The 22,987-nt window shown below is 75.3% G+C and carries 20 protein-coding genes; 9 read left to right on the forward strand and 11 right to left on the reverse strand.

Features of this window, described 5'->3' with window-relative positions:
- Window positions 1-21: 21 nt before the first annotated feature.
- Both ACZ6J5_RS10860 and ACZ6J5_RS10865 read right to left on the reverse strand, forming a co-directional pair.
- Window positions 22-1,197, reverse strand: a complete 1,176-nt coding sequence (locus ACZ6J5_RS10860; RefSeq protein ID WP_469389960.1) for an aminotransferase class V-fold PLP-dependent enzyme — start codon at window positions 1,195-1,197, stop codon at window positions 22-24.
- Window positions 1,194-3,182, reverse strand: a complete 1,989-nt coding sequence (locus ACZ6J5_RS10865; protein ID WP_469389962.1) for a carbohydrate-binding protein — start codon at window positions 3,180-3,182, stop codon at window positions 1,194-1,196. Before ACZ6J5_RS10865 ends, ACZ6J5_RS10860 begins: the two co-directional genes overlap by 4 nt.
- 265 nt (window positions 3,183-3,447) lie before the next feature.
- Here ACZ6J5_RS10865 and ACZ6J5_RS10870 point away from each other — a divergent pair, with 265 nt between their 5' ends.
- From ACZ6J5_RS10870 to ACZ6J5_RS10895, 6 genes are all read left to right on the forward strand, one after another.
- A complete protein-coding gene (locus ACZ6J5_RS10870) occupies window positions 3,448-4,812 on the forward strand; it encodes an ABC transporter substrate-binding protein (RefSeq protein WP_469389964.1) in 1,365 nt (454 codons plus the stop codon).
- Window positions 4,809-5,768: a carbohydrate ABC transporter permease gene (locus ACZ6J5_RS10875; RefSeq protein WP_469389965.1), complete on the forward strand. Its 960-nt coding sequence runs from the start codon at window positions 4,809-4,811 to the stop codon at window positions 5,766-5,768. Before ACZ6J5_RS10870 ends, ACZ6J5_RS10875 begins: the two co-directional genes overlap by 4 nt.
- Window positions 5,765-6,601: a carbohydrate ABC transporter permease gene (locus tag ACZ6J5_RS10880; RefSeq protein WP_469389967.1), complete on the forward strand. Its 837-nt coding sequence runs from the start codon at window positions 5,765-5,767 to the stop codon at window positions 6,599-6,601. The genes ACZ6J5_RS10875 and ACZ6J5_RS10880 overlap by 4 nt, the downstream gene beginning before the upstream one ends.
- 13 nt (window positions 6,602-6,614) lie before the next feature.
- Window positions 6,615-8,507, forward strand: a complete 1,893-nt coding sequence (locus ACZ6J5_RS10885; protein ID WP_469389969.1) for a glycoside hydrolase family 36 protein — start codon at window positions 6,615-6,617, stop codon at window positions 8,505-8,507.
- Window positions 8,504-9,499 (forward strand): LacI family DNA-binding transcriptional regulator, encoded by a 996-nt coding sequence (locus ACZ6J5_RS10890; RefSeq protein ID WP_469389971.1) that lies wholly within the window; start codon window positions 8,504-8,506, stop codon window positions 9,497-9,499. Before ACZ6J5_RS10885 ends, ACZ6J5_RS10890 begins: the two co-directional genes overlap by 4 nt.
- A gap of 138 nt (window positions 9,500-9,637) precedes the next feature.
- Complete coding sequence (locus ACZ6J5_RS10895) at window positions 9,638-10,096, forward strand: GreA/GreB family elongation factor (protein ID WP_469389973.1); 459 nt, start codon at window positions 9,638-9,640, stop codon at window positions 10,094-10,096.
- Here ACZ6J5_RS10895 and ACZ6J5_RS10900 read toward each other — a convergent pair.
- The 8 genes from ACZ6J5_RS10900 to ACZ6J5_RS10935 form a co-directional block, all read right to left on the reverse strand.
- Window positions 10,086-10,745, reverse strand: coding sequence for a DUF1345 domain-containing protein (locus tag ACZ6J5_RS10900; protein WP_469389975.1), 660 nt, complete (start codon window positions 10,743-10,745; stop codon window positions 10,086-10,088). The genes ACZ6J5_RS10895 and ACZ6J5_RS10900 overlap by 11 nt on opposite strands.
- A 4-nt stretch (window positions 10,746-10,749) precedes the next feature.
- On the reverse strand, window positions 10,750-11,574 hold the full coding sequence (locus tag ACZ6J5_RS10905; protein ID WP_469389977.1) for a family 1 encapsulin nanocompartment shell protein: 825 nt from the start codon (window positions 11,572-11,574) through the stop codon (window positions 10,750-10,752).
- 6 nt (window positions 11,575-11,580) lie between these two features.
- Window positions 11,581-12,645 (reverse strand): Dyp-type peroxidase, encoded by a 1,065-nt coding sequence (locus ACZ6J5_RS10910; RefSeq protein WP_469389979.1) that lies wholly within the window; start codon window positions 12,643-12,645, stop codon window positions 11,581-11,583.
- Between the two features lie 105 nt (window positions 12,646-12,750).
- The gene (locus ACZ6J5_RS10915) at window positions 12,751-14,598 is read right to left on the reverse strand and encodes an ABC transporter ATP-binding protein (RefSeq protein WP_469389981.1); all 1,848 of its coding nucleotides are present in this window, start codon (window positions 14,596-14,598) and stop codon (window positions 12,751-12,753) included.
- Window positions 14,599-14,714: 116 nt separating this feature from the next.
- Window positions 14,715-16,082, reverse strand: a complete 1,368-nt coding sequence (locus ACZ6J5_RS10920) for a cytochrome P450 (protein WP_469389983.1) — start codon at window positions 16,080-16,082, stop codon at window positions 14,715-14,717.
- Between the two features lie 112 nt (window positions 16,083-16,194).
- Window positions 16,195-17,466, reverse strand: coding sequence for a wax ester/triacylglycerol synthase domain-containing protein (locus tag ACZ6J5_RS10925; RefSeq protein WP_469389985.1), 1,272 nt, complete (start codon window positions 17,464-17,466; stop codon window positions 16,195-16,197).
- Complete coding sequence (locus ACZ6J5_RS10930) at window positions 17,463-18,665, reverse strand: beta-ketoacyl-[acyl-carrier-protein] synthase family protein (protein WP_469389986.1); 1,203 nt, start codon at window positions 18,663-18,665, stop codon at window positions 17,463-17,465. The genes ACZ6J5_RS10925 and ACZ6J5_RS10930 overlap by 4 nt, the downstream gene beginning before the upstream one ends.
- A complete protein-coding gene (locus tag ACZ6J5_RS10935) occupies window positions 18,662-18,895 on the reverse strand; it encodes an acyl carrier protein (protein WP_362476732.1) in 234 nt (77 codons plus the stop codon). Before ACZ6J5_RS10935 ends, ACZ6J5_RS10930 begins: the two co-directional genes overlap by 4 nt.
- A gap of 116 nt (window positions 18,896-19,011) precedes the next feature.
- Between ACZ6J5_RS10935 and ACZ6J5_RS10940 the strand changes: the two genes are divergently transcribed.
- The 3 genes from ACZ6J5_RS10940 to ACZ6J5_RS10950 all read left to right on the forward strand — a co-directional run bounded on the left by ACZ6J5_RS10940 (window position 19,012) and on the right by ACZ6J5_RS10950 (window position 22,654).
- Window positions 19,012-19,533 (forward strand): NUDIX domain-containing protein, encoded by a 522-nt coding sequence (locus tag ACZ6J5_RS10940; RefSeq protein WP_469389989.1) that lies wholly within the window; start codon window positions 19,012-19,014, stop codon window positions 19,531-19,533.
- A 242-nt stretch (window positions 19,534-19,775) separates the two neighbouring features.
- Window positions 19,776-21,266: a prenyltransferase/squalene oxidase repeat-containing protein gene (locus ACZ6J5_RS10945; protein WP_469389991.1), complete on the forward strand. Its 1,491-nt coding sequence runs from the start codon at window positions 19,776-19,778 to the stop codon at window positions 21,264-21,266.
- A complete protein-coding gene (locus tag ACZ6J5_RS10950; RefSeq protein WP_469389993.1) occupies window positions 21,263-22,654 on the forward strand; it encodes a cytochrome P450 in 1,392 nt (463 codons plus the stop codon). The genes ACZ6J5_RS10945 and ACZ6J5_RS10950 overlap by 4 nt, the downstream gene beginning before the upstream one ends.
- A gap of 9 nt (window positions 22,655-22,663) precedes the next feature.
- On the opposite strand, the gene ACZ6J5_RS10955 is transcribed toward ACZ6J5_RS10950, so the two are convergent.
- Complete coding sequence (locus ACZ6J5_RS10955) at window positions 22,664-22,966, reverse strand: hypothetical protein (protein WP_469389995.1); 303 nt, start codon at window positions 22,964-22,966, stop codon at window positions 22,664-22,666.
- Between the last annotated feature and the right edge of the window lie 21 nt (window positions 22,967-22,987).

Consider the following 22,987-nt stretch of genomic DNA (forward strand, 5'->3'; position numbering starts at 1 on the left):
CCCGGTCCCGAGCGGGCTCCGCTACCCCCGGTCCAGCAGCTTCCCGAGTCCCGCCGTCAGCCGCTCGTACTCCTCGGGCCGGTTGTAGATCTGGCCGCTGATCCGGACGCCGCCGCCACCGGGCCGGGGCCAGACCAGGATCCGGCAGCCGAGCCGGGCGGCGATCTCCTCGCGGAGCGCCGCCGCCTCGGCCTGGGTCCTGGCCACGGTCGGCGGCAGCCGGAGGGAGCGCATCGCGAGGCCCGCGTCGTACGGGAGCGGGCGCAGGCCCGGGAGCCGGGCGAGCAGTTCGGCGCCGTGCGCGACGAGCGCGGCGTTGTGGGCCCGTACCCGGGCCGCGCCGAGGCGTTCGATCAGGTCGAGGCCCTCGGGCGCGGAGAGCCAGCCGGTGTAGTCGGCGGTGGCCCGGAACTCGACGGCGCGCGGGAAGCCGCGTTCGGCCTCCCAGGAGGGGACGGGGGCGGGGATCCGGGGGCGGAAGCCGGGGGCGACCGCGAGGACGGCGGTGCCGGGCGCCGCGTACGCCCATTTGTGCAGGTTGCCGAACCAGAGGTCGGCTGCCCCGGCAAGCGGGTCGGCGAGCATTCCGGGCGCGTGGGCACCGTCGACGACGGTGGTGATCCCCCGGGCGCGCAGCTCGGCGAGCAGCCGGGGCGTGGCGAGCGGGCGGGCGGTGGGCGAGCTGATCCGGTCGAGGAGCGCGACCCGGGTCCGGGGGGTGATCCCGGCGAGCACGGCGGCGCGGACCTCGTCCTCGTCGGGGAGGTCCGGGTCGAGGGCGACGGTGGTGAGCGGGGCGCGCCGGGCGGCGGCGGTGACGACGGTGCCGTAGCCGTGGTCGGTGACCAGGATCTCGTCGCCCGGTTCCAGGCGGAGGGCGTCGAGGGCGAGGTTGGCGGCCTCGGTGGCGTTGGCGACGAAGGCGAGCCCTTCGGCCGGTGTGCCGAGGTGGGCGGCGATCCGGCCGCGGGCCTCGGCGAGCCGGTCGGGGACGTCGCGGAAGAAGCGGTCGGGGTCGGCGGCGGACTCCTCGTCGAGGGCGCGGCGCAGGCGGGCGACGGGGACGGGGACGGCGCCGTAGGAGCCGTGGTTGAGGTGGGCGACCGCCGGGTCGAGCCGGAAGAGCTCCGGTCCGCCGGGGAAGGCGCCGGCGGCGGGGGGCGCCGCCGGGCCGCTCTCGGGGTGCGGCGCGCTCATCGGGTCTCGACCGTGACGGTGCGGCCGGGCGCGACGCGGGTGCGGACGGTCGTGTACGTGACGCCGTCGACGACCTCGGTGCGGGCGGGGCGCTTCACCCCGTCGACGAGGACGGTGGCGCGGGCGCCGGGGAAACGCGCCACCCAGGTGTAGGGGCGGGTGCCGGTGGTGTGGGTGAGGGTGGAGCGGCGGTCCCCGTCGTGCCGCAGGGTGAAGGCGGAGTCGCCGACGCGGAGGTCGGAGACGGCGAGCCAGTCCATGCCGGAGGGCAGCCGGGGCTGGGTGGTGAGGGTGCGGGCGGGGGCGTCGGGGGTGACGCCCATGAGGCCCTGGACGGTCTGGGCGACGAGGGTGAAGGAGACCTCGGGGTAGTCGCCGTTGGTGCCCTGGCGGGTGTTGACGTGCTGGGCGTCCTTGGCGGCGTAGACGCGGCGCATCCACTTCCAGGCGGTGTCGGCCCGGCCCGCGGTGAGGAAGGTGTCGGGGAGGTACGTGAGGGCCTCGATGTTGTCGGGGCGGCCCTCGCCCTCGGCCTGGGCGTCGATGTAGTCGAGGTAGGCCTCGCGCCGGGCGCCGGGGTCGATGATCCCCTTCATGGGCATGAACCAGCTGTTCTCCTTGCCCCAGCCGGTCAGCGCGCGCCCGTCGGTGGTGTAGCCGCGGACCATGTCGGCGCCGGAACCACCGCCGCTCCAGGTGGTGTTGAAGTAGCCGCGGAGCGCGCGGGCGCGGTCGTCGAAGCGGGCGGCGGTGGCGCGGTCGCCCTTGGCGCGGGCGAGGGAGGCCATCGCGCGGTAGGCCTGGTACTGGGAGCCGATGGCGTCACCGGCCTCGGCGAGGGGTTCGTCGCTCTGCTCGTTGTAGCTGGCGACGCCCTGGAAGATGCCGTGACCGGTGCCCTCGGCGACGCGGACGGGGCCGTTGTCCTTGCGGCCGTCGTGGAGGGTCACGAACTCCTCGGTGGTGTGCCGGTAGAAGTCCCACAGGGCGGGGTCGTCGAGGTAGCCGCGGTCGCCGGTCCAGCGGTAGGCCTCCTCGGCCTTCTGGACGAGCTCGAAGGGGGCGGGGACCTCGCGGACGAAGAGCTCGGGGCCCCGGTAGTCGATGGAGAGCGGGCTGCGGTTGTCGAAGTTGAGCGCCCACACCGGGTAGTAGGCGTGCTCGGGGGTGGCGGTGGCGGCGAAGGCGCGGAGCATCGCCTTGTTCTCGCCGTGCAGGCCGAGGACGCCGGCGCCGGCGAGCTGGTGGGCCATGTCGCGGGAGTAGTAGCCGCTGCGGTTGGCGTAGCCCGCCCAGTAGGAGGGGCCGTAGACGCCGCTGCCGGTGCCGCCGGTCTGGCGCTCGTCGGCGTCGAGCGGGCCCTGGGTGCCGGGGAGATGGACCCAGCTGTTGGCCTTGTGCCTGGCCCAGTCGAACATGGCGACGATCTCGGGGTCGCTGGAGGTGACCCGGGGGTCGGCGGGGGCCGCCGGGGAGACCATGACGTCGTCGACGTTGAGCCAGCCGCGACCCGATTCGAAGGCGATCTCCAGCCGGTCGCCGGGCGCGAGGGTGACCGTGCCGAGGGTGTGGCGGCGGTAGGCGGCGCCGTCGGGCAGGACCAGCGCGGCGGCCTCGGTGCCGTTGACGCGCAGCACGTAGCGGGCGCCGGGGCCGCCGGTGGCGGTCCAGGCGGAGACCAGGTAGCCGCCGTGGCCGGTGGCGGTGACGGTCTGGGAGACCTTCATGCCGCCGCCCGCGTCGAGGTAGGCGAGGCGCCCGCCGGCGTGCGGGTAGTTGCCCGCGACTCCCGTGCCGGGGGTGAACTCCCAGCCCTTGCCGCCCTGTTCGAAGCCGGGGTCGGCGACGGTGAGCAGGGCGGGGGCGGCGGGCCGGGCGGGCCGCGCGGGGCCGGCTTGGCCGGGGACGGCCTGCGCGGTGGCGAGCGGGGCGAGCGTGCTGAGCAGCGCGACTGCGGCGAGCAGCGTGAGGCGGGTGCGCGTCATGAGGGTGGTCTCCCGGATCGGTCGGGTCGGCGCGCGGCACGCTAGCAACCGACCGGAAGGGACGCAATGGATCAGGCAACATTCCCTGCTGGATCAAACTGAAAGTTTTCATCCCCATCGCGCAACCGCGCTTGCAACTTTCCCGGATCCGCTTGTACCGTCCCGCCCCATGACAGACCCGATGACAAACCCCGAGACAAACCCCGAGGCAGCCCCCGAGACAGCCCCCGAGACAGCCCCCGAGACAGCCTCCGTGGCAGCCCCCATGACAGACAGACAGCCCTCGGGACCCCCCTCCCGCCGCCGGCTCCTCCAGCTCGGCGGCGGTGGCGCCCTGGCGCTCGCGCTCGCCGCCTGCACCGGTGGCGGCGCCGCCGACGCGGGCGGCTCGGGCGCCGTCGGCGACCCCCGCAAGGGCAGGATCACGGTCTGGTCCTGGCAAGGTCCGGCGGCCGAACTCAAGGCCCTGATACCGAAGTTCCGCAAGGAATTCCCCGGCATCGAGGTCACCGTCGAGGACATCGGCAACCCCGCGATCTGGGACAAGATCACCGCGGGTCTGGCCGCCGGCGGCCAGGGCCTGGCCGACGTCCTGCACATCGGCGTCGACTACCTCCCCGGCTACGTCGAGCGCTTCCCCGGCGGCCTCGCCGACCTCGCCCCGCTGGGCGCAACCGCCCACAAGGACGCCTTCGCCCCCGGCCTCTGGGGGACCGTCAGCCCCGACGGCAAGCGCGTGAACGCCCTCCCCTGGGAGGCCAACTCGGCCGGCTTCTACTACCGGGCCGACCTCTTCGAACGGGCCGGGATCGACGTCGACGCCCTCCAGACCTGGGACGAGACCATCGAGGCGGGCAAGCGCCTCAAGGCCCGCACCGGCGCCCACCTGCTCGGCATCGACAAGCCCGCCTCCCAGCCGGACGCCGCCAACTTCTTCCAGATGCTGCTCCAGCTCCAGGGCGCCTTCTACTTCGACCTGGAGGGCCGCATCACCCTGGAGTCCCCCGAGGCCGTCCGCGCCATGACCCTCATCAAGACCATGAACGACGCGGGCCTGGTCAGCGACCTGGCCGGCGGCTGGAACGCCCTGATGAGCTCCCTCAAGCAGGGCACCGCCGCCGTCCTGCCCTGGCCCACCTGGTTCGGCGGCATCATCGAGGAGCAGGTCCCCGCCGAGGCCGGCAAGTGGAAGCTGCGGCTGCCCCCGGCCGTCCGCCGAGGCGGCCCCACCGCGGCCACCGTCAACTCCACCCACCTCGCCGTCGCGGGCGCCAGCAGGCACCAGGCCGCCGCCTGGACCTTCATCGAGTACGCGCTGACCCGTCCCGCCTCCCAGGTGAGCGTCTACCGGGGCAAGGGCATCGCGCCCGCCCTGCTCAAGGCGTACGACGACCCGGTCTTCCACCAGCCCTCGGCGTTCTTCAGCGGCCAGCGCAAGGGGGAGATCTTCTTCTCCGCCCTCAAGGCCCCCAGCCCCGCCGTCAACTACACCGCGGACTACGCCCGCGCCCTCAAGGCGGTCACCGACGCCCAGACCCGGGTCCTCCTCAAGGGCGCCGACCCGGCGAAGGCCCTCGCCGAGGCCGCCGGCGACCTGGCCCGGCAGACGGGCCGGAAGGCCGTCCGATGACGCGAGCCGCCCCGGCGGCCGGCCCCGCACCGGCCACCACCGCGCCCCGGGCCACCGGGTCCGGGACCACCGGGTCCCGCGCCGCCGCGCCCCGCACCCGGCGGCGCGGCCGGGGCGCCCCGTACCTCTTCGTGCTGCCCGCCCTGCTGCTCTTCGCCGGCTTCAAGCTCTACCCCATCGGCTCGTCCTTCCTGATCAGCCTGCACCGCACGGCCGGCGGCACCGAGACCTTCGTCGGCGCCGACAACTACCTTCGGCTCGTCGAGGACCCGCTGCTGTGGACCGCGCTGCGCAACACCCTGCTGATCCTCGCCGTGCAGGTCCCGCTGATGCTCGCGCTCGCCACCGGGCTCGCCGTCGCCCTCGACTCCGCCCTGCTGCGCGGCCGGCCCGTCTTCCGGCTCGGCTTCTTCCTGCCGATGGTCACCGGCCTCGTCGCGTACGGCATCGTCTTCTCCGTCCTGCTCAACAAGGACTACGGCCTGGTCAACTGGGCGATCGGACTCCTCGGCGCCGACCCGGTGCCCTGGCTGACCGACCCCCTCTGGGCCCGGATCTCCCTGGGCCTCGCCCTCACCTGGCACTACACCGGCTACAACGCCGTCATCCTGCTGGCCAGACTCCAGACCGTGCCGCGCGAGCTCTACGACGCCGTCGCCGTGGACGGCGGCGGGGCCCTCGCCGCCTTCCGGCACGTCACCCTGCCCGGCCTGCGCCCCGCGCTGCTGCTCACCACCGTGCTCTCCACCATCGGCACCCTCCAGCTCTTCGACGAGCCGTATGTGCTCACCGGCGGCGGACCAGACAACGCGACCCTCACCATCGGCGTGTACCTCTACCGCAACGCCTTCACCTACTTCGACTTCGGCTACGCCTCCGCCATCGCGTACGCCCTCACCGTCCTCGTCGGGCTGCTCGGCCTGATCCAGTTCCGCCTCCTCGGGGAGAAGACGTGACCACCCGCCGCGCCCGCAACCCCGGGCGGAGCATCCTGCTCACCTCCGCGCTGGCCCTCGCGCTCGCCGTCGTCGCGGTGCCCTTCTACTGGCTGGCCGTCGGCGCCACCCACAGCTCCGCCGAACTCTTCGCCAGCCCGCCGCCGCTGCTCCCCGGCGGACACCTCGGCGAGAACCTGGCCACCCTCCAGGACACCGCGGGCTTCGGCCGTGTCGTCCTCAACTCCCTCGGCATCGCGCTCGTCTACACCCTGCTCGCCGGCACCGTCTGCACCCTCGCGGGCTACGGCTTCGCCACCTACCGCTTCCGGGGCCGCGAGCTCCTGTTCGGGCTGCTCATGCTCGGCCTCGTCGTCCCCGCGCAGATCACCCTCGTCCCGCTGTTCCGGATGATGGCCGAGCTGCACTGGCTCAACACCTACCAGGCCGTCATCGCCCCCAACCTGGCGCTGCCCTTCGGCATCTTCCTCATGCGCCAGTCCATGGGCACCCTGCCCCAGGAGCTCCTCGACTCGGGCCGGATGGACGGCTGCGGCGAACTGCGCCTGTTCTGGCGGGTCGCCCTGCCGCCGATGCGCCCCGCCCTCGCCGCCCTCGCGCTGTTCCTCTTCCTCTACCAGTGGAACGACTTCGTCTGGCCCCTGATCGTGCTGCGCGACGAGAGCTCCTTCACCATCCCCGTCGCGCTCGCCTCGCTCCAGGGCCTGGACGAGACCGACTACGGCGCCATCCTGGCCGGCACCTCCCTCGCCGCCATCCCCATGGCCATCGTCTTCCTCGCCCTCCAGCGGCACTTCGTCTCCGGCCTCCTCGCGGGCGCCGTGAAGGAATGAACCGGACACCCATATGAGCCAGCCCAGCCAGCCCGCCCACCCGCCCACGCCCACGTACCCGCCCGCACCCGGCGACGCGGTGACCACCGCCCACCTCGCCCCGGCGGTCTCCGCCCCCCTCCTCGACACGGTCTCGATCGCCGTCCTCACACCAGAACGGCTCGACCGGACCGACCGGAGCGACCGGAGCGACCGGAGCGACCAAGCCGACCAGGCCGACCTGACCGGCCGGGCACCCCGCTGGACCCTCGGCCCGCCCACCGCCCACGGCGTCCGCGTCCTCGACGTCCACACCGACGGCGCGCCCGTCGAGATCCGGCTCTCGGTGCCGCTCGGCGACGCCGCCGGCTACTGGCACCCCAAGGGCGCCTGGCGCCGCACCCTGGTCGCCGACTGGGAGGGCCAGAGCCGGGTCAGCCTCGTCGACGGCGCCGCCGCCGGCTGCCTGTACGAGCACTCCGGCGCCACCCTGCTCACCTTCGCCGCCGCCGACCCGGTGCCCGAGGCCGCCGTCCGCTTCGGCGTCTCGGAGGAGAACGACACCCACGTCGTCCACCTCCACCTGCCCGCCGGCGAGGGACCGCACCGGCTGCTGCTCGTCCCCCGCGCCCCCTCGGTCGCCGCCGCGCTGCGCCCGCTGCGCGCCTGGTTCGCCGCCGACCGCCCGCCGATGCCCGTCCCGGACGGCGCCCGGGTGCCCGTCTACTCCACCTGGTACGCCTTCAACCAGGACGTCACCGCCGACGCCGTCGAGACCCAGGCCGAGATCGCCGCCGGGCTCGGCTGCGGGGCGCTCATCCTCGACGACGGCTGGCAGGCCCACGGCACCGGACGCGGCTACGCCGGCTGCGGCGACTGGGTGCCCGACCCCGCCAAGTTCCCCGACCTGGCCGGCCACGTGGCCCGCGTGCGTGCCACCGGGCTGCGCTATCTGCTGTGGGTCGCCCCGCTGCTGCTGGGCCCCGGGGCGGACGCCCACCGGGAGTGGGCCGCGGCGGCCCCGGCCCCGGCGACCGTGCCGGGCGCCCGGGTGCTCGACCCGCGCCGCCCCGAGGTCCGCCGGCACGTCGTCGGCCGGTGCGTCTCGCTCGTGACGGAGTACGGACTCGACGGGCTGAAGCTCGACTTCCTCGACCAGGCCGCGGTGTACGCGGGCGACGGCGGCGCCGACGTCGGCGCCGCCATGACCGGGCTGCTCGCCGAACTGCGCGACGCCCTTGAGGCCGTACGCCCGGGGGTGCTGCTCGAACTGCGCCAGCCGTACACCGGGCCCGGGATGGCCCCGTACGGCAACATGCTGCGCTCCTTCGACTGCCCGGCCGACGCGACGGCCAACCGGGTGCGGGCCCTGGACACCGCGTTCCTCGCCGTCGGCGGAGCGGTCCACTCCGACATGCTGATGTGGTCGCGCACCGCCCCGGTCGAGGCGGTGGCCCGGCAGCTGATCGGCGCGCTGCACGCGGTCCCCCAGCTCTCCGTACGCCTGGACGAGCTGCCCGCCGCACACCTGGACGCCGTACGGTTCTGGCTCGGGCGCTGGCTGCGCCACCGGGAGACGCTGCTGGACGGGACCGTCGAGCCGGGCCGCCCGGACGAGCTGTTCCCGCTGGTGAGCGCGGCGCTGGGCGAGGAATGCCTGGTGAGCGCGCACGGCGACCGGGTGGTGGAGCTCGACTTCGCCGCGCACCGGCGCTTCGTCCTCGTCAACGGCTCCGCCCGGGACCGGCTGATGGTCGAGGTGCTGGGCGCCGAAGGGCCGGTGAGCGCCCTGGTCCACGGGCCGGACGGCCGTATGATGGAGGATCCGCCGTCGCTCCCGCCCCAGGGGCCCCACTCCCTGGCCGTGCCGCGCGGCGGCCTGGTTTCGCTCGTCCTCACGGACGTACTCACGGAAGGACCGCGATGAAGGTCGGCATCACCGACGTCGCAGCCCGGGCTCAGGTCAGCGAGGCCACCGTCAGCCGGGTCGTCAACCGGCGTCAGGGGGTGTCGAAGAAGACCCGCGAGGCCGTCGAGCAGGCCATGGCCGAGCTCGGCTACGAGCGCCAGACCCAGGGCCAACTGGTCGCGGTGGTCACCGAGTTCGTGTCGAACCCGTTCTTCGCGGACGTCGCCGAGCGGATCGAGTCGGCGCTGGCCCCGCACGGCCTGAAGACCGTGCTCTGCCCGGTCTTCCCCGGCGGGGTGCAGGAGCTGGACTTCCTCAGCTCCCTCGTCGACAAGGGCATCGCCGCCGTCGTCTTCCTCTCCGCGTCCAACACGGTGGAGGGCGCCGACACGGACGGCTACGAGCTGCTGCGTCAGCGCCGGGTGCCGTACGTGGGGATCAACGGCGAGTTCGCGGACGGCGTGCCCGTCCCGGTGTACTCCACCGACGACGCCCTCGCCGCCGAGCTGGCCGTGGACCACCTGCACCGCCTGGGGCACCGCCGCATCGGCATGGCCTCGGGCCCCTTTGGCAACCGCCCGGCCGACCGGCGGGTACGGGGCTTCGTGGCGGCGATGGCCCGGCGCGGCATCGCGGACGCGGAGCGCTGGGTGGTCCGCCAGTCCTACAGCGTGGAGGGCGGCCAGGCGGCGGCGTCCTCGCTGGTCGGCCTGGGCGCCACCGGGATCGTCGCGGCCAGCGACTTCATGGCGCTCGGCGCGGTCCGGGGCGTCCGCCGGCTGGGCCTGTCGGTGCCCGCCGACGTGTCGGTGGTCGGCTACGACGGCTCGACGGTCACCGAGTTCACCGACCCGGCCCTCACCACCGTCCGCCAGCCCGCCGACCGGCTGGCCCTGGAGGTCGCCCGGAGCGTGCTGGCGCTGGTCGGCAACCGGGAGGTCCCCACGGGCGAGCTGCTGTTCGACCCGGAGCTGGTGATCCGCGCCTCCACCGGCCCCGCGCCCGCCTGACCCGGCCGCCCGGCCCCGCCGGGCGTCCGGCGGGGGTCCGTGCCGTGTCGGCGCGGGCCCCGTTTGCCGGGTGCGTCCGGTGGTGCGGTAATGGGAACGCCGTATCCCATCCGCCCCACCAGTGACGCGGGAGCAGCCATGACCGACGGCCCCGGGCCCCTCAGCGCCGCGGACCTCCGCGAGCTGGAGCGCGAGCTCACCGAGCTCCGCGACCGACGCGCGAAGGTGGCCGCCACCCTGCCCGACGACGACATGGTGGGCGACGCGGCGGACGCCGCCGAGGAGCTGGACCGCGCCGACGACGTCGGCAGGCTGGACCAGCGCATCGAGGAGATCGAGGCGCGGCTGCGCTCCGCGACCGTCGCGGCGCCGCCGGCGGACGTGGTGGGGCTCGGCAGCACGGTCACCGTGCGCTTCGCCGACGGCGCCGAGTCGACCGTGACGGTCGGCGAGCTCGCCGAGGCCCCCGATCTGCACCTGGTGACCACCGACAGCCCGCTGGGCCGGGCGCTGCTCGGGCACCGCGCGGGCGACACCGTCACGTACCGGACGCCGGAGGGCCCCACGACGGCGACGGTGGTCTCGCTCAGCCCGTGACGAGCGTGGCCACCAGGTTGATGGTGGTGGCCAGGATCCCGGCGCCGAACACGTACGACAGCAGGCAGTGCCGCAGCACGACCGCGCGGATCGCCGAGCTCGCGACGTCGGTGTCGGAGACCTGGTAGGTCATGCCGAGGTTGTAGCTGAAGTAGAGGAAGTCGCTGAAGCGGGGCGGCTCCTCGGAGTGGAAGTCGATCCCGCCGCCGGGCTCCCCGTAGTACAGGTCGGCGTAGCGCGCGGCGTACATCAGGTGGAGTGCCGCCCAGGCCATGAAGACCCCGGCGAGGGCCGTCGCCGCGCCGGCGTGGCCGGTGCCGGGGTCGGCTCCCGTGAGCAGCAGCACGATCGCGACCAGCCCGGAGAGCGTCGCCGCGACCACCGCGATCTCGGCGAGCAGCGGCCGGAAGTCCTCGCGGCGCACGTTGCGGTGGGTGGCGGCGGCGTCCATGGGCCAGAGCACGGCCCAGCCGCTGACCACGAAGACCGTCTCGGCGGCGGCGATCCCGCTGAGCACGCCCAGGGAGGCCCGTACGAGGCCCCCCACGGCCAGTCCGGTGAGCACCCCGACGACGCCCGAGCCCACCAGCCGGGGCACCGCCGCCAGCGGCAGCCGGTCGAGGAACCGGCGGTGGGTCGCGGGCGCCACGGGCTCAGTGGGTCAGGACGACGATGGCCTCGTCCGTGTAGGGGAGGAAGGCGAAGGTCTCCTGGAAGTACAGCTCGACCCCCTGCGCGTCGTGCCCGGTGTAGCCGATGGCCAGGTCCTGGCCGAGCCGCAGTTCGAAGTCGCCGCCCCGGGTGGACAGCACGAAGGCGCCGCTGAGCGCCGGGGCCCACAGCGGCGGGCCGTCCAGCATCCGGGCCAGGTGGGCCGCGATCGGGTAGCCGTGGTCGGAGGTCTCGCTGACGGCGCTGTACTCGTCGGCGCCGAGCAGCAGCGCGTACGGGCCGTCCACGCCGGCGAGCCGGAGCGCGGTGAGGGCGCGGCTGACCGCGTCGGGGTAGTCGCGGGGCTCGGCGGGCAGGCTGAGCACCGGGTTGGAGGTGCGGTCCCGCAGGCCCTGGACGCCGGCCGCCGGATAGCCGTCGAAGATCGCCCGGTCCTCGGCGAAGGCCATGGCGCGGGCCGCGTCCTTCACCGGCTGCCAGTCGGAGTCGGCCGAGCCCCGCTCGACGTCGTCCACGGCGGAGCGGCTGACGGTGAACGGCACCCGCAGTTCGACCAGCGGCTTCGCCTCGCGCAGCCGGGCGGTGACGCCGGGGGCGGGCGCGTCGATGCCGGTGAGGTGGCCGGTGCCGACGGCGGCGAGCCCGGGGCCCGCCGGGTCGGGGACGTCGACGACCCGGCGGCCGGCGACGTGCCGCCGGAAGGTGCGCCGGGCCTCCTCCTCGATCTGCTCCCAGGCGGCGGGGGTCACGGGGGCGAGTTCGCGGTGCAGGTTGGTGGTGCGGTCCGGGTCGGCGGTGGGGGCCATCGCGGTTCACGCTCCTTTCAGGCTGCCGATGCCGAGCCCGCCGTGGTCGGACGCGGGGGCGGACTCGGTGGCGGACGCGGTGGTGGACGCGGCGGTGGACGCGGCGGTGGACGCGGCGGTGGATTCGACAGCGGACGCGCCGGCGGGCGGGGCGGGCAGGTCGTCGAGGAAGTCGGCGCTCGGCACGTGGAAGAGACAGCCCGTCACGGCCGTGGAGAAGTCCAGGATCCGGTCGGTGGTGCCGGGCGGGTCGCCGAGGAACATGTGGGAGAGCATCAGCTCGGTGACGGCGGGGGTGCGGGCGTAGCCGATGAAGTACGTGCCGTACTCGCCGCTGCCGACGTTCCCGAACGGCATGTTGGCGCGCAGGATCTGGCGCTCGGCGCCGTCCTCGTCGGTGATGGTGTTGAGCGCGACGTGCGAGTCCGCCGGTTTGACGTCCTCGGGCAGCTCCACGTTGTCCGCCTTGTGGCGGCCGATGGCCCGCTCCTGCTCCTCGACGCTCAGTCCCTGCCAGGCGGGCATGTCGTGGAGGTACTTCTGCACGACGACGTAGCTGCCGCCGAGGAAGTCGGGGTCCTCCGCGCCGACGAAGACGGCGTCGGCCGCGGCGCCGCCCTCCGGGTTCTCGCTGCCGTCGACGAAGCCCAGCAGGTCCCGGTCGTCGAAGTAGCGGAAGCCGTGCACCTCGTCGACGACGGTCACGGCGCCCGAGAGGCCGCCCACGACCAGCCGGGCCAGCTCGAAGCAGAGGTCCATGCGCCGGGCGCGGATGTGGAAGAGGAGGTCCCCCGGGGTGGCGGGGGCGCGGTGCCGGACGCCCTCCAGGGGCACGAAGGGGTGCAGTTCGCGCGGGGCGGGGCCGGCGAAGAGGCGGCTCCAGGCCGCTGAACCGATCCCGGTGACGCAGCTGAGGGCCGCCTCGGGCTCACGGAAGCCGACGGTGCGGACGAGCCCGGCGAGCCCTTCCAGGGCGTCCCGTGCCGCGGCCTCGCCGCCGGGGTTCACGGTGACCACGAGAAAGACGGCGGCCTGTGTGGGAGGGGCGAGGACGGGCTGCGGGGTGACCACGTGACTCCCGGGCGACGAGAAGCGGCAAAAAGGTACCAACCGGACAGGAGATCCGGGCCCAGCGTAGCCGGGCCCGGATCCGCCCGCAGTCCGGGCGGTCCGCCCTCAGCGCACCGCCGCCCGCTCCGCCCCCTCCGCCGACTCGTCGAGGAAGCCGCCCGACTGGTGCTGCCAGAGCCGGGCGTAGGCCCCGTCCACCGCCAGCAGCTCCTGGTGCGAGCCCTGCTCGATGATCCGGCCCCGGTCCAGGACGACGAGCCGGTCCATGTGCGCGACCGTGCTGAGCCGGTGGGCGACCACGAAGGCCGTCCGCCCCTCCATCAGCCGCCACAAGGCGTCCTGGACCAGCACCTCGCTCTCCGAGTCCAGGGCACTGGTCGCCTCGTCGAGCAGCAGGATCGGCGCGTCGCGCAGGATCGCCCGGGCCAGGGCGACCCGCTGGCGCTGCCCGCCGGAGAGCTTCACCCCGCGCTCGCCCACCATGGTGTCGAAGCCGTCGGGCAGCGCGTCGGCGAACTCGGTGACGTGCGCGGCCTCGGCGGCCCGCCGGATCTCGGCCTCGGTGGCGTCCGGCCGGGCGAAGGCGATGTTCTCCCGCAGGGTCCGGTGGAACATCGCCGGGTCCTGCGGCACGTACGCCATCAGGCCGCGCAGGTCCGACTGGCGCATCCGGCTGATGTCCTGGCCGCCGACGAGGATCCGTCCCCCGTCGATGTCGGTCATCCGCAGCAGCAGCCGGGTGAGCGTGGTCTTCCCGCCGCCCGAACGGCCCACCAGGCCGATCTTCGCCCCGCTCGGGACGGCCAGGTCGAGGCCGTCGAAGAGCGGGTCGCCACCCGCGTGGGCGAAGGACACCCGCTCGAAGCGCACGTCGGCGCCCTGGGCCCGCAGCGGCTCCGGCGCCACCGGGTCGCACACGGCCGGCGGCTCCAGGAGCAGCTCGGTGAACTGCGCCGCCTCCGTCATCGAGCTCTCCAGACGGCGGTAGATCTGGTTGAACTCGAACATGATCCGGGTGGCGTTGGAGTAGTACGTGAAGGCGACGACGACCGTCTCCACACCATGCTCCCCCGCGCCGAGCGAGAGGGCGAGGGCCAGGCCCACCACGTTGGTCAGCACCGACAGCGGCGCGACCAGCGTGTCGATGCGCAGGTTGCCGAAGTCCCAGGAGCGCAGCTGGAGCCGGCGCGACTCGGCGACCCGGGAGCGGTGCTCGGCGGCCTCGCGGTCCTCGGCGGCGAAGGCGCGGACCGTGTCCATGTTCGTCAGGCTGTCGGCGACATGGCCGGAGACCCGCGCGATGGCGGCCTCGCGGTGCTTGACGAGCTGCTGGCGGCGCCGGATCAGCGGCCTCACCAGCACCGCCGTGAACACGATCATCACCAGCAGCCCGAGGACGAGCAGCGGTTCGTACATCCACAGCACCACGGAGGCGAAGAGCAGCGGCACGAGGTTGCCCACCACGGAGAAGGCCAGCGTGTCGACGAACTCCTCGAAGCGGGAGGCGAAGCTCAGCACCCGCTTGGTCAGCGACCCGGCGAAGTTCTCGTGGAAGAAGGCGGCCTCCTTCGCGAAGAGCTCGTCCATCCCGATGACGTAGAGGTGCTCGATGCCGTGGGCGTCGAGCCGGTTCAGGCAGTGCAGCCCGAGCCGCCACATCGCCTCGGAGAGCAGCAGCACTCCGGCGAAGCCGAGGACGTACGGCAGCGCGGGGCCGAGCCCCGCGCCGAGCCCTCCGGCGCTCCCCTCGGCGAGCCCGCCGACCAGTTTGGCGACCAGGAGCGGCGCGAGGTAGTAGATGCCGATGTTGCCCAGCGCCGGGAGCAGCATCGAGGGAACGGTCAGGCGTTTGAGCCGGGCCAGCTCCCGGGCGTAGTGGCGGAGCGCCAGGAGGACCGGCCCCCTGGCCGGTGAACCTTCGGGCGCGCCTTCGGGCGTCGCAGACGTATCCATCCCAACCCTGCTTTGTCGGACCTCAGTGGACAGGCCGGGAAGTGTTCCGCGCTGCGCCCCGCCCCGTCCACGGGTTTTCCCGCGCGGGGAAAGGGGCTTGACAGTGCCTCAGGCCGTCACGGCCGCAGCGCGGTGAGGGTCCCCCGGACGGGTCCGTCCGGGCGCAGGTTGGCGCCGAAGACGGCACCCCGGGGCGGGTCGGTGAGGGCCGGGCGGTACGCGGGGAGCAGCAGCCGCAGCAGGGCCAGCGTCTCCTGGAGGGCGAAGTGCTGCCCGAGGCAGGCGCGGGCGCCGACGCCGAAGGGCTGGAAGGCGGCCGGGTGCTGCGGGCGCCGGCCGCCCGGCAGGAAGCGCTCGGGCTCGAAGTGCTCGGGATCCGGCCACAGTTCGGGGATGCGATGGGTGAGGTAGGGGCAGACCAGGACACCGGTCCCGGCGGCGATCGCCACCCCGTCGAGGACGTCGTCGCGGGCGGCGTGCCGGGGCACCAGCCACACCGCCGGGTAGAGCCGGAGCGCCTCCTGGACCAGGGCGTTCAGCAGCGCGTCGCGCTCGGCGGGTCCGGCGGCCGAGGCGTGGGCGGCGAGGAAGCGGTCGTGGACCTCGGGGTGCCGGTCGAGCAGGACGAAGAGCCAGCACAGGGTCTGCGCGGTCGTCTCGTGCCCGGCCACGAGCAGCGTGACGAGTTCGTCCCGGATCAGCCGATCGGTGTACTCCAAACGGGTCTCGGCGGTGTCCAGGAGGAGGTCGAGGAGGTGCGGCGGCCCGCCGGGAGCCGCCTCGCGCGCCGCCTGGGCGCGCCGCTCGCGGGCCAGGGCGATCACCCGGTGGGCGGTGGCGTCGATCGCCCGCAGCGCCTCGTCGACGGCGAGCGCGGGGTCGGGCGCGCCCCCGGCGAGGGTGGGCAGCGAGGCGACGACCGTGTCGACGGCCTCCAGTTCCCGCTCGGTCGCCTCGTCGAGGGCGGTGCCGGTGAGCGCGCGCCAGATGGTGTCCAGCGCGAAGAAGCGCATGTCCCGCCCGATGTCCACCTGCGCGCCCCCGGCGTGCGCCGCCGCCCAGCGGTCCGCGATCCGTTCGGCCGCGCCCGCGATGTGGTGGGCCCACCGCCGGGTGCCGGTGACGGTGAACTGCCCCTGGAGCAGCCTGCGCTGCCGCTGCCAGGCCTCGCCCGAGGCGGAGATCAGCCCGTCGCCGAGGAGCGGCCGGGCCCGGTGCCCGTGCTTGACGTACACCTCCGGACGCCGGGCCAGGATCTGCAGCGTCTGCTCGGGCCCGGTGGCCAGGACGAACGACCGGTCCCCGATGCGGAGCGGGGTGAGCGGCCCGGCCTGGGCTGCCTCCCGCAGCAGCCCGACGACACCGGCCGGGGGCGCGGACGCGGACGGGGCCGGGGACGCGGCCGGCGGGGTGGGACCGGGGACGGCGGTGCGGGTGGTGGAGAGAGGGGAGAGAGGGGACGGGGGAACGGGTGACGGAGGCATGGCTTCCTTCCAGGTTCCGGGGTTCCGGGGTTCCGGGGTTCCGGGGTTCCGGTCCGGGGGGGACGAGGGCCTTCCCGGTACGAGGGCCGGGCGGGGCGCGGGCGGCTCCCGGTCAGCCGTCCAGGGCCCGCAGCAGCTCGTCGACGGCCGCCCGCCACAGCCTCGGCAGCAGCTCGGGGTCGGGCATCGGCCGGTCGGCGCGGAAGCTGACGTGGAGCTGCCCCCGGTACGAGGTCCAGGCGATGAAGAGACGCTGGCCGGGTACGAGGACGGGGATCGGGTACGCGTGCCGGACCGGCGTCCCGGCGAACTCCAGGACCCGCCGCACCCGCACGTCGGCGACGCTCAGCGCGGCCGTGCGCGGGTCGATGGCCCGCCGCAGGGCGAGCCGGTCGAGTACCGGCCAGCGGGCCCGCAGCAGGTGCGCGCGGCGCCCTCGGCCGACCAGCCGGCTGCCGGGGACGGCCCGCGCCAGCCGCCTCAGCCGGGCCCTCGGGTCCCGCTCGTCGACGGGGAGCTCGACGCAGAGCACGCCGACCTCGTTGCCGATCGGGCGGACCGGCGTCCCGGGCGGGCGCAGGCTGATGCCGAGGTTGGCGCGGAGCGGCGCGGTGTCCGCGAGCGGGCCCCAGGTCCGGGCGGTGGCGGTCGCCAGGGCCAGGCACAGCTGGTGCAGCGAGACCCCGGCGGCGCGGGCGGCGCGGAACAGCACGGCGGTGTCGAGCCGGAGGGTGACGGCGTGCGCCGGGCCGGGGGCCGGGGGGCCGGGGTCGGGGGCCGGGGGGCCGGGGTCGGGGGCCGGGGGGCCGGGGTCGGCGGCGGGTCCGGGGTCCCCGAAGGGCACCGGGGCCTCCCCCGGCGCGGGTCCGAACAGCGCCTCCACGGCGGCCATCGCGGCCTGTCCGTCCTGGAAGGCGTGGTGGACCCGGTAGCAGAGCGCGTAGCCGGTGGCTCCGGGCTCCTCGGGGCGCACGAGCCAGACCCCCCAGAGCGGCCGGTCCTCGGGCAGCGGCCGGCCGAGCACGGCCGCCAGATCGGCGTCCGCCGCCGGGCCGGGGCGCGCGGGCCGCACCTCCTCGTACACGTGCCGGGCGACGTCGAAGTCGGGGTCCGGCGCCCAGGAGGGGCGCCGGCCGGCCAGCCCGTACGGGCGGTACGTCAGCTCTGGCACCCGCCCGATCCGGGCCCGCAGGTGCGCCACGAGCTCGCCCGGCGCGGGCGGCGGGCCGTCCAGGCGCAGCACGGCGCCGAGGACCATGTCGCCGCCGTGCCGGGAGAGTTCGAGGGTGATCCGGTCCCGCTCGGTGAGCGCGATCGGGGCGGGCCCGGGGCCGCCGCGCGGTCCGGGGACCCGGGCGCCGAGGACGCGGCCGCGGGCGGTCACGCGGCGGCGAGGACGAGGGCCACGTTGTGGCCGCCGAAGCCGACGGAGAGGGAGAGGGCGGTGTCGAGGCGCGCCGAGCGGCCCGTCCCGGACACGTTTACCTCGATGCCGGGTCCCGGGGTGCCGAGGTTGGCCGTCGGCGGCACGATCCCGTTCTGCAGCGACAGCGCGGTCAGGGCGGCCTCCACGGCGCCCGCCGCGCCCATCAGGTGCCCGGTGACACCCTTGGTGGAGGTGACGGCCGGCCGGTGGGCGAACGCCCGTGCCAGGACCTCGCTTTCGATCGCATCACCGCGGGGTGTACTGGTGCCGTGCGCGTTGACGTGCTGGATGTCGCGGCGCCGCATCCCGGCGTTCCGGAGCGCGTCGTCGACGGCGGCGGCGATGCCGGCGCCCTCGGGGTGCGGCGCCACGGCGTGGTGCGCGTCGGAGGCGGAGCCGTGCCCGACGACCCGGGCGCGGACCCGGGCGCCGCGCGCGGCGGCGTGCTCCGGCCGCTCCACGACGAGGAAGCCGGCGCCCTCGGCGATGAGGAAGCCGTCCCGCTGCGCGTCGAACGGCCGGGAGGCGCCCAGCGGATCCTCGTAGCGCCGCGAGAGGGCGCCGAGCCGGTCGAAGCCCCGCAGGTGGTACGGGGTGAGCCCGGCCTCCGTGCCGCCGACCAGGACGACGTCGCAGCGGTCCAGCGCGAGCAGGTCGCAGGCCATGGCGAGGGCGGTCGCACCGGAGGCGCAGGCGGTGTTGACGACGGCGCTGGTGCCGCGCGCGCCGAAGGCCATCGACACCAGCGCGGCGGGCGAGTTGGCGAGGCTGCTGGGCAGGGCGAGCGGCGGGACGTCTTCGGGCGCGGTGTCCAGCATCGGCCGGTAGCGCTCGTAGGTCTCCGCCCCCGCGGTGCCGGAGCCGACGAGGACGGCGACCCGGGCACCGTCCCACTCCGCCGGGTCGAGCCCGGCGTCGTCGAGCGCCTCGCGCGCGGCGAGCAGCGCGAACTGCCCCGCCCGGTCCGGCTTCCAGCGCCGGGCCTCGCCGAGCCTGCCGGGGTCGTACGCGGGCACCCGGCCGACCACGAAGGTGCCGTGGCCGTCCCGGTGCAGGGCGGCAGCGGGCTCCCCGGCGCACACCCGCCGCCAGGTGGCCTCCCGGCCGTCGCCCGCGGGCGTCAGCAGGCCGACGCCGGTGATGGCGGCGTCGGTCACCGTTCCGCTCCCGCGCGGTGGCCGACGGCGGCGGCGACGTCGGCCAGGGTGGCGGCGGACAGGATCTCCTCCTCGGGGATCCGGATGCCCTTCTCCTGCCGCAGGACCAGGGCGAGTTCGGCGGCGAACAGCGAGTCGAGACCCGCCTCGTCCCGCAGCGCGTCCGGGTCGAGTTGCTCCGGCGGCATTCCCATGCCGATGAGGGTGCTCTTGAGCTCGTCGAAGGTCATGGCGCTCCTGAATCGTGCCTGGTTCGTGCGGGCCAGCGGATATTACCGTGCGGGCGCGGGCGGTTACGTACGGTAGTCTCCACCGGCGGCAGGAACACCGGTACGGGAGGGGCAGCGTGACGGCGCAGGAGACCCAGGAGACCGTGGACTACGTCGACGCGGACGACCGTCCGGTGACGCGCGGCCCGCGCGGCGGAGCCGCGGCCCTGGGCCTCCACTACCGGGTCGCGGCGACCGTCTGCGTGGCCGCCGACGGACGCCTCCTCGTCTACCGGCGCCCGGAGCGGGCCGCGGTCTACCCGGGCCACCACGACATCCTGATCGGCGGCTGCCCCCGGGCCGGCGAGAGCTACGCGGCGGCCGCAGCCCGCGAACTGCGTGAGGAGCTGGGCCTGTCGGCCGCGCCGCGCCCGGTGCTGCGCGAGCCGCGCCCCTCACCGGTCGGCCGCTGCTGGCTCGCGGTGTACGTCGCCGAGGTCACCGCGCCGCGCGGGACCGACCCCCGCGAGGTCGCGGACCACTTCTTCGCCCGCCCCCGGGACCTCCTGGACCGCCCGCCGGCGCCCTTCGTCCCGGAGGGCCGCCGCATCCTGACCCGGCTGCTCGACGAGGGCCTGCTGCCCGCCCCCGGGTCCTGACCCGCCACCGCCCGCACCCCCGCCCGCCGTTCACCCCACCCCCACCCCCACCCCCACCACCCGTCCGACGTGAGAAGGACACCGTGCACGCTGCACCGACGCCCACGGCCACCCCCATCCCCACCCCCTCAGCCCCACCGGCTCCATCGGCCTCATCAGCCCCAGCCACCCTGTCCACCCCTCTCGCCCCGCCCGCCCTGCCGGCCGATCTCGTCCGCTGCCGCGACCGGCTGGCGCGGCGCGTGGCGGACTCGGCGGGCCCCGACGGACTGCTGCCCGCGCCGTGCGAGAGCCGGGTGCTGGAATCGGCCCTCGCCCTCGCGCTGCTGACGGCGGAGCGGGCGGAGCCCGAGGCGGCCGCCCGGCTCACCGCGTACCTGCGCACCGCCCTGCGCACCGCCCCGCCCGACCCCTTCCAGCGCGCCGTCGCCCACGCGGTGCTCGGCGACGCCGGAGCGGCCGGGGACGCCGAGCGGGTGCTGGCGGCCGGTCTCGACGGCTTCGAGCACTTCACCGCCGGGCGCAAGCGCCTGATGTTCGGGACGGTGCTCGCCGCCGTCGGCGCGGGCGCCTTCCCCGCCGTCCCGTGGGAGGCGTACGACACCCGGGCCCAGCAGAGCTGGCTGCACCTGGAGATGACGGCCCTGAAGGTGCTCGCCGCCCACGGCACCGGCCGCCCCGAGGCCGTGCGCGCCGAGGACTGGCGGGCCCTGCTGCCCGCCCTGGAACCGGGTCCCGCCTGGGAGTGCAACAACCTCGCCCAGCTCCTCGCGCTGCTCGCCCTGCGCCACTCCCCCGGGCACCGCCCGGCGCTCCGGGAGGTCCTGAAGCACGTGGCCGGGCGGCTGCGGGCGGACGGGGGGATCCCGTTCATCGAGGGCATGAACGTCTTCACCACCGCCGCCGCCGGACTCGCCCTGTCCCTGCTGCCCGAGCCGCCCGCCGCCCTCGCGCGGATGGCGGACGCGCTCGCGCCGCGCGCCAACCGGGACGGCGGCTACGGTTTCCACACGGGCGTCGGGCAGAGTGACGCGGACGACACCTGTTACGTCCTGGAGTTCCTGCGCCGGGCCGCGCCCGAGCGGCACCGGGCGGCGATCGCCGGGGCCGAGGGCTATCTCCTCGGTATCCGCAACCCCGACGGCGGCTTCCCCACCTTCGCGCGCGGCACGAGCTCCGAGATCGCGATGACGGCGGCGGCGGCGAGCGCCCTGGCGCCCCACCCGGACCTGCGGGAGGTGGTGGCGGGCGCGGTCCGGTACGTCGTACGCCACCAGCGCCCGGACGGCACCTTCGAACGGAGCTGGAGCCGCAACGCCAGCAACGCGGTGTTCCGCGCCGTGCTCGCCCTGACCGGCCCCGGGGCACGGGGCGCCGAGCGGGCCGCCCGCGCGGAGGCGACCGGGCGGGCGCTGGCGCACCTGGCCGCCACCCAGCACGCGGACGGCGGCTGGGGGCACGCCGAGGGCGAGCCGAGCGACCCGATCAGCACCGCGTACGCCGTCACCGCCCTGGCCTGCGGCGGCCCGGCCCACCCGGCGGCGGGCCCGCTCGCCCGGGGGCTGGACCACCTGGTGGTCCGGCAGCGGCCCGACGGCGGTTACGCCAGCCGCCCCGACCAGGCCGGACCGAGGCCGCTGCTGTACGACGTGCCGGCCCTGGCCGACGTGTTCGTGCTGCTGGCCCTCGCGCACGCGACGGCCCCGGCGGGCCCGTGGGGCGGTGCGCGATGACGGCCGAGGCGCCGGCCCGCCCGCTGATCCCCCGGCAGGCGCCGGGCGCCCTGCCCCTGCTGGGCCACGGCCTGGCGATGCGGCGGCGCCGGCTGGAGCTGCTGGAGGAGGTGCAGGGCCTGGACGGCGACGGTCTGGTGGCGCTGCGCCTGGGCACCGCGCGGATGCTGGTGGCGACCGACCACCGGCTGGTCCGGGAGCTGCTGGTCCGGCGGGCGGACGACTTCGGCCCGAGCCCGCAGTACCGGCTGATGGAGCCGGTCACCGGAGCGGGACTGCTGCTGTCGGAGGGCTCCTTCCACCGCCGCCAGCGCCGGCTCATCCGGCCGGCCTTCCGGCACTCCCGGGTGCGGCACTACGCGGACCTGATGACGGAGCTGGCCCGGGGCTGGACGGACGGCCTGCGGGACGGCGCCGTCGTGGCCGTCGACGAGGAGTTCGGGAACCTGGCCACGACCGTGGTGGTCCGCAGCCTGTTCAGCCAGGGGATCTCCGACGCGGACGCCGGTGGTGTCATCGGGGCCATGACGGACGTGATGGCCTGGGTCGGGGCGCGCGGTTCGGACCCGCTGCCGGTGCTGATGTCCCGGCTGCCGACCCGGGTGAACCGGCGCTTCGCCCGCAGCGCCCGCACCCTGCACGTGCTGGTGGACACGCTGATCGCCCGGCGCCGCGCGGAGACCGGCGAGCCGCCGGACGACGTGCTGACCTGGCTGCTCGGCACGACCGACGCGGAGACCGGCGAGCGGATGTCGGACGCGCAGGTCCACGACGAGGTCATGACCCTGCTGACGGCGGGCGCCGAGACGACCTCCCGCACCCTGGCCTGGTGCCTGTACCTGCTGGCGCGCAACCCGGACGCCGAGGAGCGCCTGCACGCGGAGGTGGACCGGGTGCTGGCCGGCCGGGCCGCCCGCTTCGACGACCTGGCGGAACTCCCGTACACTCGCCGGGTCCTGACGGAGACCCTGCGCCTGTACCCGTCGGGCTACCTGCTCTCGCGGGCGGCCCGCCGGGACACGGAGCTCGGTGCCTTTCCGGTCGCGGCCGGGACGACGGTGCTGTTCTCTCCGTACGCGCTGCACCGCGATCCGCGCCTGTTCCCGGCCCCGGACGCCTTCCGCCCGGACCGCTGGCTGCCCGAGCGGGCGAGCGAGGTCACCCCGGACGCCTTCCTGCCGTTCGGTCTCGGCCAGCACGGCTGCCTGGGCGAGGGCTTCGCGTGGACGGAGATGACGATCGCGCTGGCGACCCTCGCCACCCGCTGGCGCCTCCGCCCCCTGCACCCCGCCCCGGTCGCCCCGACCCCCCTCTTCTCCCTGTCCTCGGGCCGGATGCCGATGCGGGCCCGGCGACGGGGGGCGGACCGGCCGGGGGGCGGGGCATAGGAACGGGCCTCACCCGTTGAGCAGGTCCATGCCGAGCAGCGCGGTGACCACGAGCACGGCGAGCAGCCGGAGGGCGACGACCCCGTCGAGCACGAGCCGCACGCCCGGCGCCCGGAAGATCCGCGTCAGCCAGGTCAGCCCGACGGAGACGAGAAGCCCGACCGCGAGCAGAGCCAACACGCCCTGCCCCTGGGGCGTTCCGGGCTCGCCCGGAACACGGTCGTACGCCTCCATGGACATCACGAGCGCCAGCAGCAGCCAGCAGACCGCGAGCAGACCGGTGACCACCGACTCGACGATGACGAAGGCCAACCGCCCGGCACCGTGCCGGGC

This window comes from Streptomyces sp. NPDC042100 (assembly GCF_055582325.1).

Bases quoted from the DNA above. Each gene is read 5' to 3' on its own strand.
- ACZ6J5_RS10860 (WP_469389960.1), bottom strand. From the start codon at position 1,197: ATGAGCGCGCCGCACCCCGAGAGCGGCCCGGCGGCGCCCCCCGCCGCC.
- ACZ6J5_RS10875 (WP_469389965.1), top strand. From the start codon at position 4,809: ATGACGCGAGCCGCCCCGGCGGCCGGCCCCGCACCGGCCACCACCGCG.
- ACZ6J5_RS10885 (WP_469389969.1), top strand. From the start codon at position 6,615: ATGAGCCAGCCCAGCCAGCCCGCCCACCCGCCCACGCCCACGTACCCG.
- ACZ6J5_RS10950 (WP_469389993.1), top strand. From the start codon at position 21,263: ATGACGGCCGAGGCGCCGGCCCGCCCGCTGATCCCCCGGCAGGCGCCG.
- ACZ6J5_RS10920 (WP_469389983.1), bottom strand. From the start codon at position 16,082: ATGCCTCCGTCACCCGTTCCCCCGTCCCCTCTCTCCCCTCTCTCCACC.
- ACZ6J5_RS10905 (WP_469389977.1), bottom strand. From the start codon at position 11,574: ATGGCCCCCACCGCCGACCCGGACCGCACCACCAACCTGCACCGCGAA.
- ACZ6J5_RS10890 (WP_469389971.1), top strand. From the start codon at position 8,504: ATGAAGGTCGGCATCACCGACGTCGCAGCCCGGGCTCAGGTCAGCGAG.
- ACZ6J5_RS10895 (WP_469389973.1), top strand. From the start codon at position 9,638: ATGACCGACGGCCCCGGGCCCCTCAGCGCCGCGGACCTCCGCGAGCTG.
- ACZ6J5_RS10915 (WP_469389981.1), bottom strand. From the start codon at position 14,598: ATGGATACGTCTGCGACGCCCGAAGGCGCGCCCGAAGGTTCACCGGCC.
- ACZ6J5_RS10865 (WP_469389962.1), bottom strand. From the start codon at position 3,182: ATGACGCGCACCCGCCTCACGCTGCTCGCCGCAGTCGCGCTGCTCAGC.
- ACZ6J5_RS10935 (WP_362476732.1), bottom strand. From the start codon at position 18,895: ATGACCTTCGACGAGCTCAAGAGCACCCTCATCGGCATGGGAATGCCG.
- ACZ6J5_RS10870 (WP_469389964.1), top strand. From the start codon at position 3,448: ATGACAGACAGACAGCCCTCGGGACCCCCCTCCCGCCGCCGGCTCCTC.